Genomic DNA, 15,879 nt, shown 5'->3' on the forward strand with positions numbered 1-15,879 from the left:
ATGGATCAATACCTCTGCCCCGCTGAGTTGGTTACTGAGATCCATAAGTGGCCACCGTGGCGGGGTCTTTGCTTGTTTGACCAGCATGTTTGACCATCAAAAGGAGAAGTCCGTGTCGACCACCAACAGCGCAACTGCAGCTTGGCTCACCCAGGAAGCTTTTGACCGCCTGAAGGCTGAGCTGGACCACCTCTCCGGCGCCGGCCGTGCAGACATCGTCCAGAAGATCGAAGCTGCCCGCCAGGAAGGCGACCTCAAGGAGAACGGCGGCTACCACGCGGCCAAGGAGGAGCAGGGCAAGATCGAGGCGCGCATCCGCCAGCTCACCGTGCTGCTCCGCGACGCGCACGTGGGCGAAGCGGCGGCCGACGACGGCATCGTCGAAGCGGGCATGATCGTGGTCGCGAAGATCGCCGGGGACGAAGAGACCTTCCTGCTCGGCTCCCGCGAAATCGCCGGCGACTCGGACCTGGACGTCTTCAGCGAGAAGTCCCCGCTGGGTTCGGCCATCGTCGGCCACAAGGAGGGCGACAAGCTCAGCTACACTGCCCCGAACGGCAAGGACATCACGGTGGAGATCATCTCCGCCAAGCCGTACGTCGGCTAGGCACACCAGCTCACGACGCCGGCCCTCCCCTCTGCGGGAGGGCCGGCGTCGGCGGTTAAGCGGTGCTCAGGCCGGCCGGCGCCGGCTCAGCAGCAGCGCCGCCACCACGCCGCCGGCGGCCCCGCCCAGGTGGGCCTGCCAGGAGACGTACCCCGCCACGGTGGGCAGCACCCCGAACAGGATCCCGCCGTAGGCCAGGAAGAGCACCACGGAGAGCAGGATCTGCCCCCAGTGCCGGTTGAAGAAGCCGCGCACCAGCAGGAACGCGAAGAGCCCGAAGACCAGCCCGGACGCGCCCACCGTGATGTTGAAGCCGCCGATCAGCCACACCGCCACGCCCGAGCCCAGCCAGCTGGAGGCCAGCGCCGTGGCGAAGACCCGCGCGCCGGAAAGGAACACCAGGAACCCGAAGATGATCAGGGGCAGGGTGTTGGAGAGCAGGTGCGCGAGGTTGGCGTGCAGCAGCGGAAACGTCAGGATGTCCAGCAGCCCGTCCGGGGTCCGCGGGCGCAGCCCGAAGGTGCGGTTGAGGGAGTGCAGCATCAGGGTGTTGAGGATCTCGATCGCGTAAAGCAGCAGCACAAACGAGCCCACCACCTGCAGGCCCCGGCGGGCCCGGAGTGCGGGCGTGTCGCCGCGCCGCTCCCCCTTGGACGCTTCGAGCACCGCGGCGCCCCTAGTGCACCACGATCGGCTGGAAACCCTCGGCCCGGAGCGCCCCGAGGACCTGCTCGCAGTGCTCGTGGCCCTTGGTTTCCAGGTTGACCGTGATGGAGACGTCGCCCATGCTGATCGAGCCGCCCACCCGGGTGTGATCCAGGCCGGTGACATTGGCGTCGTTCTCGGCGATAATCCGGGCAATGGTGGCGAGCGAGCCCGGCCGGTCATCGAGCATCATCCGCACCGTCATGTAGCGTCCGGCCGCGGAGAGGCCGCGCTGGATGACTTTGAGCATCAGCATCGGGTCGATGTTGCCGCCGGAGAGCACCACGGCGGTGGTCCCGGGGTTCTCGATCTTGCCCTCCATCAGGGCGGCCACGCCCACGGCGCCGGCCGGTTCGACCACCATCTTGGCCCGTTCCAGCAGGAAGATCAGCGCACGGGCCAGCGCGTCCTCGCTGACTGTGACGACGTCGTCGACGAGTTCGCGGATGATGCTGAACGGCAGCTGCCCGGGCCGGCCCACGGCGATGCCGTCGGCCATGGTGGAGACGCGTTTGAGCGGCACGAGCGCGTCCGCGGCAAGGGAGGGCGGGTAGGCGGCGGCGTTTTCGGCCTGGACGCCGATGATCCGGATGTCCCGGCCCAGTTCCTTGGCCCGGGCCTTGACGGCGACGGCGACGCCGGCCAGCAGCCCGCCGCCGCCGACGCCCATCAGGATGGTGTCCACGTGCGGGATCTGTTCGAGGATTTCCAGGCCGACGGTGCCCTGGCCGGCGACGACGTCGACGTCATCGAAGGGGTGGACGAACACGGCGCCCGTTTCGTCGGCGTAGCGTTTGGCCTCGGCCAGCGCCTCATCGACGTTGTGGCCGTGCAGCACCACCTCGGCCCCGTGGCTGCGCGTCGCCGCGAGTTTGGGCAGGGCGACGCCCAGCGGCATGTAGATCCGGGCCTTGATGCCGAGGGCCTTCGCGGCGACGGCGACGCCCTGGGCGTGGTTGCCGGCGGACGCCGCCACAACGCCGCGCTTCTTTTCCTCGGCGGAGAGCTTGGCCATCCGGACGTAGGCGCCGCGGACCTTGAAGGAGCCGGCCCGCTGCAGGTTCTCGCATTTGAAGTAGACCTCGCCGCCGGCCAGGCCGCCGAGGGCCCGGGAGGATTCCACCGGGGTCCGCGTAATAATCCCGTCGAGCAGCTTCTGCGCCTCCAGGACATCGTCCAGCGTGACGGGCAGGCTCTCGAGGGTATTCACGAACTAGTCTCCTTTGGGGGTTCCGGCGTCGGCGCCAGGGAGGCGGACCTCCCTGAAGCTCGGGTCCTCGCCGGCGCCGGCAAGTGCAGGGGATCCCTGCGGGCTCGCGGCGGCCAGCTCTTCATCATGTTCCCACGTTCTGCCCGCAATGTACCGAACGGCCGAGTTTGCTACGGCGAGGATCGGCACCGAGAACAGCGCGCCCGGGATCCCGGCCAGGTAGGAGCCGGCGGCCACGGACAGGATCACGGCCACCGGGTGCAGCGACACGGCCTTGCCCATCACGAGCGGTTGCAGGATGTGGCTTTCGAGCTGCTGGACCAGCAGCACGATGCCGAGCATCACCAGCGCGTTGACCAGGCCGTTGGCCACGAGGGCCAGCAGCACGGCGATGGCGCCGGTCACGAGCGCGCCGACCACCGGGATGAAGGAGCCGATGAAGACCAGCACGCCGAGCGGCAGGGCCAGCGGCACGCCGATGATCGCGGCGCCGACGCCGATCCCCACGGCGTCCACGAACGCGACGAACATCTGGATCCGGGCGTAGCTGACCATCGAGGTCCATCCGCGCCGGCCGGCGCCGTCGACGGCCCGGCGGGCCTTCCGCGGCATCAGGCGCACCAGGAAGCCCCAGATCCGTTCGCCTTCGAGCAGGAAGAAGATCAGGACGAAGAGGGCCAGCAGCAGCCCCGCGGCGAAGTGCCCCGCGGTGCTGCCGAAGGTGAGCGCCCCGCTGAGGATGCTGCTGCTGTTGTTCTGCAGCGCCGCGGTGCCTTCCTGGATGTAGGTGTCGATCTGCGCCGCCGTCAGGTGCAGCGGGCCCTCGGCAAGCCAGGCCTGGACCTGCTGCACGCCGGTGAGCGCCTGGCTCCAGAGTTCACCGAAGCCGGCGGTGAGCTGGCGGCCCACTAGGGCGAGGGCGCCGGCGATCAGCCCGATGAAGCCGAGCACGGTCAGGGCCACCGCGGCGCCGTTGGGCACCCGGCGCCGGCGGAGCCAGCGGGTGACGGGGCTGAGCAGCCCGGCCAGCAGCGCGGCGACCATCACCGGGATGATGAGGAAAGTGATCTTGCTGAGCAGCCAGATCAGTACCCCGGCCACAGCCAGGATGAGTCCGATCCGCCAGGCCCAGGATGCCGCGATCCGCACGCCGTAGGGGATGTCCTCGTCCAGCTGCCGGTCGCTCCGGGGCCGGGGTGCGGCTCCGGGCACGGCGCCGGCGGCCACCGGGCCGGTCCCCGCTGCGGCCGGGGCCGGGGCGGAGAGCCCGGGGGCGGCGTACCCGGGGAGCTCGGGATCGGGGAATTCGGAGTCGGTGCGGCGGGCGGCGTCCTCAGCTGGCGTCATAGCCCCATAATTCCCCAGTGCGGGGCGGAAGTGAAACGGGAGGGCAAACCCGGCTAGGCGCCAAGCGCGGCGGTGATTCCCCAGCTCATGGTGAAGGACTCCCCCGGCGGCAGCCAGTTCAGGCCGTCACCGCTGTTGAAGGCGTTGGCGGGGCCGGTCATCGGCTCCAGCGCCACGGCCCGGGTGCGGCCGGGGAACGTGTCGGTGATAAAGACGTGGACGTAGCGGCAGTGCGCATCCTGCCAGAGGCTCACGCTGCGGCCGTCGGGGGCGTGCAGCGTGCTGCGGGCCACGCCGCCGTCGAAGTCCAGGTCGGTGTAGGCGCAGTCCAGGGTGGCTCCGTCGACCTGCCGGCCGGCGCGGAGGTCGAATCCGCCGTCCACGGGCTCGGAGCTGCGCGGGATCAGGCGGTCGTCCGTCACCAGCCGGGTCCGGCCGCTGACGGTCACGGTGAGGTCCTCGGCCGGGACTTCGCCGAGGCGCAGGTAGGGGTGGGCGCCCAGCACAAACGGCGCCGGCGCCTGGGAGTCGTTGACCAGGGTCTGCCGGACGGTGAGCCCCAGGGATTCGTCCAGTTCGTAGCCCACCCGGTGCCGGAGCAGGAACGGGTAGCCGTGCTGCGGGAACACGGCCGCTTCCAGGGTCACCGAGAACTCGGACTCGTCCACAAGTTCGTAGGAGGCGTTCCGCAGCAGTCCGTGGCTGGCGTTGTTGCGGGACACCTCGGTGATGTCGAGCTGCTGTTTCTTCCCGTCGAGATACCAGAGGCCGTCCTCCACGCGGTTCGCCCACGGCGCCAGGGTGATCCCGGCGGCGCCCGGAGAAATCTCGTCGTCCCCGTAGCTCTCCGTCAGCTGGACGCCGTCCCGGCTGTACAGCCGCAGCCCGGCCGCCAGCTCGGTCACGACCGCCAGGGCGTCGCCGCGGCGCAGCTCATACTGCCGCCCGCTCGCGTAGCGCCGGGCGGAGGCGTCGGACGGGGATGCGGGGGAAGCGGTGCGGTCCATGGGCACCACGGTACCGAACCGGGCCGCCGGCCGTACACGGCGGGGCTTTGCCGGAAGCTCGCGAAGTCTGATCGAATGAGGGAATGCGCGCCCACAGCATGACCCAGGCCACCCTCGCCGACGGCCGGGACCTCTTCTACTTCGATGACGCCCCCGACGGCGCCGGGGAGGCGGAAGCCAGGCGGCGGGGCCGCCCGCGGCCGGCCTTCGCGGACCTTCGGGCACCCGGGCGCCGCAGTGCCGCCGGCGAGCTGCGCTTCGACGCCCTCACCTGCGAATGGGTGGCCATCGCGGCGCACCGCCAGAGCCGGACGCACCTTCCGCCCGCCGACGAGTGCCCGCTTTGCCCCAGCACCCCGGCGAACCCGTCCGAAATCCCGGCGCCGGACTACGACGTCGTCGTGTTTGAGAACCGTTTCCCGTCCCTGGGGCCCGACGTCGGGCAGCTGCCCGGTGAGCCGGCGTGGGGCACCAGTGTGCCGGCGTACGGCCGCTGCGAGGTGGTCTCCTTCACCCAGGACCACACCGGCTCCTTCGGCAGCCTCGGCGAGGTCCGGGCCCGCACCGTGGTGGAGGCCTGGGCCGCCCGCACCGCGGCGCTCAGCGCGCTGCCCGGGATCCGCCAGGTGTTCCCGTTCGAGAACCGCGGGGCGGAGATCGGCGTCACGCTTCACCACCCGCACGGCCAGGTCTACGCCTACCCCTACGTTCCGCCGCGCGCCGCCGTGCTGGCTGCGGCGGCCCGGAAGTATTACGACGACGCCAGCGGCCGGGACACCCTGACCGGCTCGCTGCTGCGCGCCGAACGGACGGACGGCAGCCGGATGGTTTTCGAGGGCCGGCACTTCAGCGCCTACGTGCCCTTCGCCGCCCGCTGGCCGCTGGAGGTGCACCTGGTCCCGCACCGGCAGGTGGCCGACCTCGCGGGCCTCAATGGCGGCGAGAAGGACGAACTCGCCCGGCTGTACCCGGACCTGCTCCGGCGCCTCGATGCCCTCTACCCGACTCCCACGCCGTACATTGCCGCCTGGCAGCAGGCGCCGCTGGATGGGCAGCTGCGCCCGGCCGGCTACCTGCATCTGCAGCTGACCTCCCCGCGCCGGGCCGCGGACAAGCTGAAGTACCTGGCCGGCTCCGAGGCGGCCATGGGGGCCTTTATCAACGACACCACCCCGGAGGCCGTCGCCGCCCGGCTCCGCAGCGCCGGCAAGGAAGGCAGCACACAATGAGCGTCCCGCTGGGCACCACGGAACTCCGCTCGAGGTTCGAGGCCGTTTTCGGGGGCGCCCCCGACGGCGTCTGGCAGGCCCCGGGCCGGGTGAACCTGATCGGTGAGCACACTGACTACAACGAGGGCTATGTCCTGCCGTTCGCCATTGACCGGGCGGCGAGGGTGGCCGTCCGGCTCCGGCCCGATTCCACTGTGCGGATGCTCTCCACCTTCGGAAACCAAGGGCTGACGACGGCGGATGCCGCCGCGCTGGACCCCGCCGCGGCCAAGGGCTGGACCAAATATCCGCTCGGGGTGCTCTGGGCCCTGCAGCAGCGCGGCATGACCGTCCCGGGCCTTGACCTGCTGCTGGACTCGGACGTGCCGCGCGGGGCAGGCCTGTCCTCCTCGCACGCCATCGAGTGCGCCGTCATCCTGGCCCTGAACGAGCTGACCGGCGCGGGCCTCAGCGTCCAGGACATGGTGCTGGCCACCCAGCGGGCGGAGAACGACTTCGTCGGCGCCCCCACCGGGATCATGGACCAGTCGGCCTCGCTCCGGGGCGCCGCGGGCCGGGCCGTGTTCCTTGACTGCCGCGACCAGGCCGTCCGGCTGGTGCCGCTCGACGCCGAGGGCGCGTCCCTGGTGCTGCTGGTGATCGACACCAGGGTCTCGCATTCCCACGCCGGCGGCGGCTACGCTGCCCGGCGCGCGTCCTGCGAGCTGGGCGCGGACGTGCTCGGCGTCCGGGCCCTGCGCGACGTGGGGGTCGGCGACCTCGAGGAGGCTGCCGGCCTGCTGGACGCGGAGACGTTCCGCAGGGTCCGGCACGTCGTCACCGAGAACGACCGCGTGCTGCGGACCGTGGAGCTGCTCGAGGGCGCCGGGCCGCGGGCGATCGGGCCGCTGCTGGACGCGTCCCACGCCTCGATGCGGGACGACTTCGAGATCTCCTGCCCCGAGCTGGACCTGGCGGTGGACACCGCCCGCACCGCCGGCGCGATCGGCGCCCGGATGACCGGCGGAGGTTTCGGCGGCTGTGCGATCGCCCTCGCCCCGGCGGACGCGGAGGAAGGGCTGCGGGCCGCCGTCGGAAGCGCCTTCGCCCGGGCAGGCTACGCGGCGCCGGAGATTTTCCCGGTGCGCCCGGCGGCGGGGGCCCGGCGGCTGGACTGACCCGCGCCGGCCTGCCCGCCCGGCCTGACCTTCCGCCCCGCCCCGGCGTAGGCTGGGCGCATGCCTGAAGCTGTCATCGTCGCCACCGCCCGAAGCCCCATCGGCCGCGCCTTCAAGGGATCGCTGAAGGACGAACGCCCCGACGACCTGGCCGCCGCCATGGTGGCCGCCGCCCTGGCGAAGATCCCCGCCTTCGACCCGACCGACGAGAGCCGCGGCCTCGACGATCTCTACCTGGGTTGCGCCGAGCCCAGCGGCGAGGCCGGCTCCAACATGGCCCGGGTTGTCACCATCCTGGCCGGGCTCGACAACGTGCCCGCCGCGACCATCAACCGCTTCTGCGCCTCCAGCCTGCAGACCCTCCGGATGGCGTTCCACGCCATCAAGGCCGGCGAGGGCGATGCCTTCGTCGCGGCCGGGGTGGAAGCGGTCTCGCGGTACCGGGACTGGGCCGGGGCCGGGGAGACCGACGCCGGCACCCACAACCCGCTGTTCGAGCCGGCCCGGCAGCGCACCGCAGCCCGGGCCGCGTCCAACACCCCCTGGACCGACCCGAGGCTGGGCGGCCGGATGCCGGACATCTACATCTCGATGGGCCAGACCGCGGAAAACGTCGCCACCAGCTACGGCGTCGGCCGCCCCGAGCAGGACGCCTGGGCGGTGCAGAGCCAGAACCGGGCGGAGGCGGCCCTCGCCTCCGGGTTCTTCGCCCGGGAAATCACCCCGTACACGCGCCGGGACGGCACCGTCGTGGACCGGGACGACTCTCCCCGGTCCGGCGTCACCTTGGAAGCGGTGAGCGCCCTGCAGCCGGTCTTCCGCACCGAGGGCACCGTGACCGCCGGCAACGCCTGCCCGCTCAACGACGGCGCGGCCGCCGTCGTGGTGATGAGCGATACCAGGGCGAAGGAGCTGGGGCTGGAACCGCTGGCCCGCATCGTCGCCACCGGCGTCAGCGCCCTGTCCCCCGAACTGATGGGCATGGGCCCCGTCGAGGCGACCAGGCGGGCGCTGACGCGGGCGGGGCTCACGATCGGCGACATCGACCTCGTGGAACTGAACGAGGCCTTCGCGGTGCAGGTGGTGGCGAGCGCGCGGGAACTGGGGATCGACCCGGAGCGGCTCAACGTCCACGGCGGCGCGATCGCCCTGGGACACCCGTTCGGCATGACCGGCGCCCGGATGACCACCACCCTGCTCAACGGGTTGCGCGAGCGCGACGGCAGCCTGGGCCTGGCCACCCTGTGCGTGGGCGGCGGCCAGGGCATGGCGGTCATCCTGGAACGCCTCAGCTGAGGCGCGGCGACGACAAAGCGGGCCCCGGCTTCCCGGCGGGGCCCGCTTCCTGTCGTCCTGTTGGTGCGTGCGGCTGCTAGTCGTCGCCGCGGAGAATGGCCAGCAGGCGGATAATCTCAACGTAGAGCCACACGAGGGTGACGGTGAGACCGAACGCCGCGGTCCAGGAGAAGCGCTGCGGGGCGCCGGCGCGGACGCCGGCCTCGATGCTGGTGAAGTCCATGATCAGGGAGAACGCGGCCAGGCCGATCGCGAGCAGGCCGATGAAGACGCCCAGCGGGATGCCGAAGATCTCGAAGCTGGTGCGCAGGCCGAACGGGGAGTTAACCGCCCCGGTCCACATCATGACCATGTTGACGAGCGCGAAGACGGCGTAGCCGATCAGCGCGATCATAAAGAAGCGCATGGCCTTGGGCGTGGCCCGGACCTTGCCGCTCTTGAACAGCACCAGGGTGACGGCGAAGACGGAGAGCGTGCCGATGACGGCCTGCAGTCCGACGCCGGGGAACATCCCGTCGAGGATCCGGGTCAGGCCGCCGAGGAACAGGCCTTCGAGGGCGGCGTAGGCCAGGATCAGCGCCGGGGAGGGCTGCTTCTTGAAGGTGTTGACGAGGGCCAGGACGAAGCCGCCCAGCGCGCCGACGATCATCAGCATGGAGGCCAGGCCCGGGGCCACCACGAGGGTGACGGCTGCGCCGGCGATCACGGCGCCGAGGCAGGCCGCGGTCTTCATGATGACGTCGTCGAAGGTCATGCGGCCGGTGTCGGCCGGTCCCGCGGCGGGGCGGTTGTACATGTCCTGCAGCTGGTCGTTGCTCATTGCCTGCTGCGCAGGGTTCCAGCCGGCCTGGGCCTGTCCGTAGCCGTTCTGGCCGTATGGGGCCTGACCGAAGCCCTGCCCAAAGCCGTTCTGGCCGTAGCCCTGTCCGTAGGGGGCCTGCGGGGCAGGCGGTGCCTGGGTGGCTCCACGGAAGTTCTTTCCGTTGAAGATCGGGTTTCCGCCAAGTGCCATTGCTGGTGTCCTCCAGGTTAAGGGGGTAGGTGATGCTAGCTCGTGAAGATCGGTACGCTTCACGCTACCAATTCCCACGCCCGGCGGGCAGGGATAGTTCCCGCCGGTATCCGGCCGCAACACAACCGTGATCTGGCGCGGACGGTTCAGGCGGTGCCGGCCGGGCGGTTCAGGCCGTGTCGCCCGGACGGTTCAGGCCGTCGCGGCCTCGGGCCAGGAACTCGGAATGCGTGCCGCTGTCCACCTCGCCGGGCCGTTTCAGGATGCCGGGCTTGGGCACGGGCAGGACCCCGGGGATGGGGCCGGGGACGCCCGTGCCGCCGTTGACCACCAGGTCGTCGACGTAGATGTCACCCTTTTGCTGGTCATGCTCGGACCCCAGCTGCACCGTGTCGGCCGTGGTGGCAACGATGTTGAGGGTGTTGGAGTCGAAGACGGACCGGCCGTCCCACCAGATCTGCACGCCGGTCGCGGGACCGTTGGGGACCACGTGCATCACCAGACGGTGCCAGATCCCGTTCCGCACATTCGGCGCCAGGCTGGTGTACGTGAATCCCTGCGGCGTCGTGGTCCGCAGCACGAGCTCGTGCGAGACGTTCTGCCGAAAGACATCCATGATCCTCACTCCGCCGGAGAAGATGCGCAGATACGGGACGTTGTTGCCGACGGGGCCCTCGGTGGCGATGTTGAACCAGCCGTCGGCGTAGATTTCCCGTGTCCCGGCGTCGAGGCCCAGGCTCACTTTCGCGAGGGAGTCCGGGTCCGTGGTGGTGTGGAGCCGGATGGAGCAGGTGCCGGAGTGGGCGGCGGCAGAGGAGAGCGACGCGGCTCCGGTGCCCGTGGTGGATAGCTGCAGCCTCCCGTCCAGGGAGCCCGTCTCGAAGTTGGCTGCCACGGCCGTGGTGCCGGGGTAGGGATCCACGGCCGGCGCTGTTCCGCTGACGCACGCCTGCGCCCCGGCGGTGGACGGACCCGAGACAAGCGCCGGCACAAGCAGAAGCGCCAGCGCGGCTGCGCCGGCGGCTAGATACCTGGACCACCGTTTCACCGGTCGTCCCTCCGACATACGCATTGAGATCACACCACAGCACCAACCTGAGGACGGGCACCCCGCGGGACGCCGTTGCACGAACCATACCCCGGGCCAACTTGGGTAAACCTTGGGCGCTCGCCGCGGCCGGGGTCCGGGCGACGCGCCGCGCGGCTCGCGACTGTTTAGGAATCCTCCGGATCAACAAAAGTTTTCTTTAGCCCGGCTAAACCAGCCTTTGCGGCCTGCTTCACGGTTGTTACGCGATCGCGACGTTCTGCCTGCTCGCGGCGGCATTGGAAGGCCCGGCCGGGCTGTAACATTGGGCCAACAGGGTGACGAAGGTCACAGGCTTTACCGCTCCATCGCATCGCAGTATCCGCCCGCCGTCGTCCCCTGAACGTTCGCAGCGGTTGCAACGGCGCAACCCAGACCACCCCCATGTGGAGGTTTTCAATTTGAGAAGCACACCGAGAGGCCTGTCGCAGAGACGGCGCGGCAGGATCATGCAAGCTGTGGGGGCCGTTTTCGCCGCCGTGGCCGCCCTCCTGCTGATCGTCGCCCCGGCATCGCAGGCCACGACCCCGTCGCCGACACCATCCCCGTCGAGCACCACGTTCCAGAACAGCATCAGCGGCTTCCTGCGCGGCGACGACCGCGCCCCGCTCGCCGGTGTCACCATCACCGCCAAGAGCGGCGACTTCAAGGGCACAACCAAATCGGGTGCCAACGGCTCCTGGAGCATAGGCGTGCCCACCCAGGGAACCTACGAGGTGGAACTGGACGTCAAGACGCTTCCGGAGGGCATCAAGCTCGCCGATGGCCAGGAAAACCCCCGCAAGGTCACCTTCAGCCAGACCTCCAACCTCTCGGTGATCTTCGCCTTCGGCAAGGGCATCGTTGTCCAGCAACAGGACTTCGGCCAGAACCTGCTTAACCGCCTCGTCGCCGGCCTGAGCTTCGGCCTGCTGCTCGCCCTCGCGTCGGTGGGCCTGTCCCTGATCTTCGGCACCACCGGCCTGACCAACTTCGCGCACGGCGAGATGGTCACCCTCGGCGCCGTCCTGGTCTTCGGCTTCAACGCCATGAACCTGCCGTTCTGGCTCTCCATCATCCTGGCGCTCCTCGGCGGCGGCCTCTTCGGCTACGTCCAGGACGCGGGCCTGTGGAAACCGCTTCGGCGCCGCGGCACCGGCCTGGTCCCGATGATGATCGTCAGCATCGGCCTCGCCCTCGCGGTGCGCTACGTGATCCAGTTCTACTTCGGCGGCGCCACCCAGCAGCTGCCCTTCGCCCAGAGCGCGGAAATCCAGATCGGGCCGGTCTCCATCTCGCCCAACAACCTCTGGTCCCTGCTCATCAGCGTGGTGGTCATTGCCGTCCTCGGCGTTGTGCTGCTCAAGACCCGGCTGGGCAAGGCCACCCGCGCGGTGGCCGACAACCCGGCCCTCGCGGCCGCCTCCGGCATCGACGTCGACTCGGTCATCCGGATTGTCTGGGTCACCGGCGGCATGCTCGCCTCCCTCGGCGGCATCCTCTGGGCCTACTACCGGCCCGGCGTCACCTTCGACATGGGCTCGCAGATCCTGCTGCTCATCTTCGCCGGCGTGACCCTCGGCGGCCTCGGCACGGTCTGGGGCGCCCTGTTCGGATCCATCATCGTCGGCATCTTTGTGGAGCTGACCACCGTGTTCGGCCTCGCCGCCGACCTCAAATACGTGGGAGCACTGTTCATCATGATCGTTGTCCTCTTGTTCCGGCCTCAGGGCATCCTGGGCCGCCGCGAGCGCGTGGGTTAGGAGACAGACATGGACTTCGGATTTATTCTTTCCAGCGCTGCCGGTGAACTGTTCAGCCCGACGACGGCGGCGTACGCGCTTGCCGCCCTCGGCCTGGCGGTCCACTTCGGCTACTCGGGCCTGCTGAACTTCGGCCAGGCCGGCTTTATGGCGGTGGGGGCGTACGGCTTCGCCATCTCCACCCTGACCTTCCACGTGCCGTTCTTCGTGGGACTGCTGATCGCCGTCGTCTGCTCGGCGATCTTCGCCCTGCTGCTCGGCATCCCCACCCTGCGGCTGAGGGCGGACTACCTGGCCATCGTGACGATCGCGGCCGCGGAAATCGTCCGCTATATCGTCACCACCAACCAGCTCACCTCGGTGACCGGTTCGGCCAACGGCCTGGCCGCCTTCGAGGGCGACTTCTACGCCATGAACCCGTTCCCCGCGGGGTCCTACTTCGGCATGAACAACCGCGACTTCTTCATCCGGATCGTCGGCTGGGGCCTGGTGATCGTCTGCTGCGTGCTGGTCTGGCTGCTGATGCGCAGCCCGTGGGGCCGTGTCCTCAAGGGCATCCGCGAGGACGAGAACGCGGTCCGCTCCCTCGGCAAGAACGTCTACTCGTACAAGATGCAGGCCCTCGTGATCGGCGGCGTGCTCGGTGCCCTCGCGGGCATGGTGTTCACGCTCCCCCGCGGCGCGGTGCAGCCGGCCAACTACGGGACGGAGCTGACGTTCTTCCTGTACACGTGCCTGCTGCTCGGCGGACTCGGCACGGTGCTGGGGCCGGTGGTGGGCGCGATGATCTTCTGGGTGGTGCTGTCCCTGACCCAGGGCGTGCTGTACGGCCTGATCGAATCGGGCGCCGTCACGTGGCTCAACACGGTCCAGGCCGGCCAGCTGCGCTACATCCTGGTCGGCATCGCACTGATGCTGCTGATGATCTTCAGGCCCCAGGGCGTCTTCGGCAACAAGAAGGAGCTGGCGTTCGCATGAGCATGCACAGCGAAGAACCCAAGGCAGCCGTCGGGGCCACCGGCGACGCCGAGACCATCGACTACATGACGGACAACCGTCCCATTGCGGCCGGCGAGATCGCTCCCGGCTGCAAAAAGCGCGACCCGATCGTGGTGGCGGAAAACGTGACCCGCAGCTTCGGCGGCATCAACGCCGTCGACGTCGAGTACCTCGAGATCCCGCGGCACAAGATCACGGCCCTGATCGGCCCCAACGGCGCCGGCAAGACCACCCTGTTCAACCTGCTGACCGGCTTCGACACCCCGAATTCGGGCAAGTGGCAGTTCGAGGGCAACAGCCTCGCCGGCGTCTCCTCTTACAAGGTGGCGCGTATGGGCATGGTCCGAACGTTCCAGCTGACCAAGGTCATGGGCAAGCTCACCGTGATGGAGAATATGCGCCTCGGTGCGTCCGGCCAGTCCGGGGAGAAGCTCTCCAAGGCCCTGTTCAAGGGGATCTGGGGCGGCCAGGAAAAGAAGATCACCGAAGAAGCCAACGTGCTGCTGGAGAAGTTCAAGCTGGACGCCAAGAAGGACGATTACGCAGCGTCCCTCTCCGGCGGCCAGCGCAAACTCCTGGAGATGGCCCGCTCGCTGATGGTGCGCCCGAAGCTCGTTATGCTGGACGAGCCGATGGCAGGCGTCAACCCGGCCCTGACCCAGTCCCTGCTGGACCACATCAAGAACCTCAAGGCGGAGGGCATGACCGTGCTGTTCGTCGAGCACGACATGCACATGGTCCGCCACATCGCCGACTGGGTGGTGGTGATGGCCGAGGGCAAGATCGTCGCCGAGGGCCCGCCCGCCGAGGTCATGAAGAACCCTGCCGTGATCGACGCCTACCTGGGCGCCCACCACGACGTCGACCTGGGTGATTCGGAAGGCATCAAGGAGCTCGCGGCTGAACTCGAGGCCGACGAGGAATCGATTGTCGGCACTGAGAACGCCGGCCTCATCTCCACCGATGTCCTCGTGGCGGAGGCGGCAGAGCCCGACACCGCCACCGGGGCACCGCACGGCAGGCGCAGCGCCGAGGAGCCCACGCGCGGCGAGCCGAACCGGACAGAGAAGGACACAGAATGAGCGCCACCAGCGCGGCAGCAGCCGCCAAGAACACCTACGACGGCGACTCGGTTGTTAAGGTCACTAACCTGGTGGCCGGCTACATCCCGGGCGTGAACATCCTCAACGGCTGCAGCATCGAGGCCCGCAAAGGTGAACTGATCGGCATCATCGGTCCCAACGGCGCCGGCAAGTCGACCCTGCTCAAGGCCATGTTCGGCCTCGTCAAGGTCCACTCCGGCTCCGTGGTGGTCCGCGGCCAGGACATCACCGGGCTCAAGGCCAACAAGCTGGTCAGCCGCGGGGTGGGCTTCGTGCCGCAGACCAACAACGTGTTCGCGGCCCTGACCATCGAAGAGAACCTGCAGATGGGCATGTTCCAGCGGCCCAAGGACTTCGCCGAACGGTTCGACTTTGTTGCTGAGCTGTTCCCGGAACTGGCCAAGCGGCGTGCCCAGCGCGCCGGTTCGCTCTCCGGCGGCGAACGCCAGATGGTTGCCATGGGGCGGGCCCTGATGATGGATCCGGCCGTGCTGCTGCTCGATGAGCCTTCCGCGGGCCTCTCCCCCGTCAAACAGGACGAGACCTTCCTGCGGGTGCACGAGATCAACCGGGCCGGCGTCTCCGTCATCATGGTGGAACAGAACGCACGCCGCTGCCTGCAGATCTGCGACCGCGGCTACGTCCTGGACCAGGGCAAGGACGCGTACACGGGCACCGGACGGGAACTCATGAAGGACCCCAAGGTCATCCAGCTGTACCTGGGCACCCTGGCCGACACCGTCGACTAGTTCGTCCGCAGTCCATCGCAGTCCTGAGGGGCCGTCACCAGCCGGTGGCGGCCCTTCTGCGTGGGCGGGCGCGTTGTCCGCCGTGCCTGCCCCTCCGGGCCTGTCGGCCCCTCCGGGCGCCTCCGCAGACACTTGCTCGGCGCCTGCGCTCGTTCCTCCCCGGCGGCCCCCTTCCCTCGCAAGCTCGGGCAGGGAACCCTGCCGCCGTGGGCCCACCGCAACAACGGCGCTTTCGCAAGCGCCTGCCTCCGTCGCCCTACATGTGTCCCACCTTCCGCGGCGGTTCCGGACAGGCGCACCCCGGGCCCGCCCCCGTCCGATTCCGTAGCGCTTATCCGCTTCCGCAGCGCATTTCCGATTCGAAGCCCACATGGCCCCAGCCGAGCCCCGACGCCGGACCGGCCACTATGGCACCCCTGCCACGTTTCCGCGCCGGATTCGGACCGGCGCACCCCGGAGCCCGGTGTCCGTCGTCCGATCCCGTAGCGGAAAGTGCCCGGCCGACGCCGTGCGGTTGCCGCGGCGCTGGCCTCCGACGGCGGGCGGGCCGGGTTAGGTGCCCTTGTCGCCGGGGAGATGCGTACCGGGGGCACATTGACACGGACATACCGCCTGGCGGAGACCGAAAG

At 69.5% G+C, this 15,879-nt stretch carries 14 protein-coding genes; 8 read left to right on the top strand and 6 right to left on the bottom strand.

The genetic code is table 11. The features are described 5' to 3' along the window. Window positions 1-112: 112 nt before the first annotated feature. Window positions 113-607 (top strand): transcription elongation factor GreA, encoded by a 495-nt coding sequence (gene greA / locus E7Y32_RS01020; protein WP_146335418.1) that lies wholly within the window; start codon window positions 113-115, stop codon window positions 605-607. A gap of 66 nt (window positions 608-673) precedes the next feature. On the opposite strand, the gene E7Y32_RS01025 is transcribed toward greA, so the two are convergent. Genes E7Y32_RS01025 through E7Y32_RS01040 form a run of 4 tightly spaced genes read right to left on the bottom strand, consistent with a single transcriptional unit; the run spans window position 674 to window position 4,876 of the window. Beyond that, window positions 674-1,273, bottom strand: a complete 600-nt coding sequence (locus E7Y32_RS01025; protein ID WP_146335419.1) for a rhomboid family intramembrane serine protease — start codon at window positions 1,271-1,273, stop codon at window positions 674-676. A 10-nt stretch (window positions 1,274-1,283) separates the two neighbouring features. Next, the gene (ilvA, locus tag E7Y32_RS01030) at window positions 1,284-2,522 is read right to left on the bottom strand and encodes a threonine ammonia-lyase (protein ID WP_146335420.1); all 1,239 of its coding nucleotides are present in this window, start codon (window positions 2,520-2,522) and stop codon (window positions 1,284-1,286) included. A gap of 3 nt (window positions 2,523-2,525) precedes the next feature. Then, entirely contained in the window at window positions 2,526-3,869 is a 1,344-nt protein-coding gene (locus tag E7Y32_RS01035; RefSeq protein ID WP_146335421.1) for an AI-2E family transporter, read from the bottom strand. A gap of 53 nt (window positions 3,870-3,922) precedes the next feature. Further along, window positions 3,923-4,876 carry an aldose 1-epimerase family protein gene (locus E7Y32_RS01040; protein WP_146335422.1) on the bottom strand — a complete coding sequence of 318 codons (954 nt, stop codon included), beginning with the start codon at window positions 4,874-4,876 and terminating at the stop codon, window positions 3,923-3,925. Between the two features lie 83 nt (window positions 4,877-4,959). On the opposite strand from E7Y32_RS01040, the gene galT reads away from it, so the two are divergent. From galT to E7Y32_RS01055, 3 genes are read left to right on the top strand one after another with little or no spacing between them, the layout of a single operon-like run. Next, complete coding sequence (galT, locus tag E7Y32_RS01045) at window positions 4,960-6,105, top strand: galactose-1-phosphate uridylyltransferase (RefSeq protein WP_261382496.1); 1,146 nt, start codon at window positions 4,960-4,962, stop codon at window positions 6,103-6,105. Further along, complete coding sequence (gene galK / locus E7Y32_RS01050) at window positions 6,102-7,262, top strand: galactokinase (RefSeq protein ID WP_146335423.1); 1,161 nt, start codon at window positions 6,102-6,104, stop codon at window positions 7,260-7,262. Before galT ends, galK begins: the two co-directional genes overlap by 4 nt. Before the next feature lie 60 nt (window positions 7,263-7,322). Continuing rightward, window positions 7,323-8,558 carry an acetyl-CoA C-acetyltransferase gene (locus E7Y32_RS01055; RefSeq protein WP_146335424.1) on the top strand — a complete coding sequence of 412 codons (1,236 nt, stop codon included), beginning with the start codon at window positions 7,323-7,325 and terminating at the stop codon, window positions 8,556-8,558. Between the two features lie 76 nt (window positions 8,559-8,634). On the opposite strand, the gene E7Y32_RS01060 is transcribed toward E7Y32_RS01055, so the two are convergent. Both E7Y32_RS01060 and E7Y32_RS01065 read right to left on the bottom strand, forming a co-directional pair. Next, entirely contained in the window at window positions 8,635-9,570 is a 936-nt protein-coding gene (locus tag E7Y32_RS01060) for a Bax inhibitor-1/YccA family protein (protein WP_146335425.1), read from the bottom strand. Between the two features lie 169 nt (window positions 9,571-9,739). Continuing rightward, complete coding sequence (locus tag E7Y32_RS01065) at window positions 9,740-10,492, bottom strand: hypothetical protein (protein ID WP_146335426.1); 753 nt, start codon at window positions 10,490-10,492, stop codon at window positions 9,740-9,742. A 614-nt stretch (window positions 10,493-11,106) separates the two neighbouring features. On the opposite strand from E7Y32_RS01065, the gene E7Y32_RS01070 reads away from it, so the two are divergent. Genes E7Y32_RS01070 through E7Y32_RS01085 form a run of 4 tightly spaced genes read left to right on the top strand, consistent with a single transcriptional unit; the run spans window position 11,107 to window position 15,250 of the window. Further along, window positions 11,107-12,399 (top strand): branched-chain amino acid ABC transporter permease, encoded by a 1,293-nt coding sequence (locus E7Y32_RS01070; protein ID WP_146335427.1) that lies wholly within the window; start codon window positions 11,107-11,109, stop codon window positions 12,397-12,399. Window positions 12,400-12,408: 9 nt separating this feature from the next. Then, complete coding sequence (locus E7Y32_RS01075; protein WP_146335428.1) at window positions 12,409-13,377, top strand: branched-chain amino acid ABC transporter permease; 969 nt, start codon at window positions 12,409-12,411, stop codon at window positions 13,375-13,377. Further along, window positions 13,374-14,480: an ABC transporter ATP-binding protein gene (locus E7Y32_RS01080; protein ID WP_146335429.1), complete on the top strand. Its 1,107-nt coding sequence runs from the start codon at window positions 13,374-13,376 to the stop codon at window positions 14,478-14,480. The genes E7Y32_RS01075 and E7Y32_RS01080 overlap by 4 nt, the downstream gene beginning before the upstream one ends. Beyond that, window positions 14,477-15,250 (top strand): ABC transporter ATP-binding protein, encoded by a 774-nt coding sequence (locus tag E7Y32_RS01085; protein WP_146335430.1) that lies wholly within the window; start codon window positions 14,477-14,479, stop codon window positions 15,248-15,250. The genes E7Y32_RS01080 and E7Y32_RS01085 overlap by 4 nt, the downstream gene beginning before the upstream one ends. Window positions 15,251-15,879 lie beyond the last annotated feature (629 nt).

The sequence above is a fragment of the Arthrobacter sp. UKPF54-2 genome (assembly GCF_007858535.1).
GTDB lineage: Bacteria > Actinomycetota > Actinomycetes > Actinomycetales > Micrococcaceae > Arthrobacter.

Bases quoted from the DNA above. Each gene is read 5' to 3' on its own strand.
- E7Y32_RS01035 (WP_146335421.1), bottom strand. From the start codon at position 3,869: ATGACGCCAGCTGAGGACGCCGCCCGCCGCACCGACTCCGAATTCCCC.
- E7Y32_RS01040 (WP_146335422.1), bottom strand. From the start codon at position 4,876: ATGGACCGCACCGCTTCCCCCGCATCCCCGTCCGACGCCTCCGCCCGG.
- galT (WP_261382496.1), top strand. From the start codon at position 4,960: ATGCGCGCCCACAGCATGACCCAGGCCACCCTCGCCGACGGCCGGGAC.
- galK (WP_146335423.1), top strand. From the start codon at position 6,102: ATGAGCGTCCCGCTGGGCACCACGGAACTCCGCTCGAGGTTCGAGGCC.
- E7Y32_RS01055 (WP_146335424.1), top strand. From the start codon at position 7,323: ATGCCTGAAGCTGTCATCGTCGCCACCGCCCGAAGCCCCATCGGCCGC.
- E7Y32_RS01060 (WP_146335425.1), bottom strand. From the start codon at position 9,570: ATGGCACTTGGCGGAAACCCGATCTTCAACGGAAAGAACTTCCGTGGA.
- E7Y32_RS01070 (WP_146335427.1), top strand. From the start codon at position 11,107: ATGCAAGCTGTGGGGGCCGTTTTCGCCGCCGTGGCCGCCCTCCTGCTG.
- E7Y32_RS01075 (WP_146335428.1), top strand. From the start codon at position 12,409: ATGGACTTCGGATTTATTCTTTCCAGCGCTGCCGGTGAACTGTTCAGC.
- E7Y32_RS01080 (WP_146335429.1), top strand. From the start codon at position 13,374: ATGAGCATGCACAGCGAAGAACCCAAGGCAGCCGTCGGGGCCACCGGC.
- E7Y32_RS01085 (WP_146335430.1), top strand. From the start codon at position 14,477: ATGAGCGCCACCAGCGCGGCAGCAGCCGCCAAGAACACCTACGACGGC.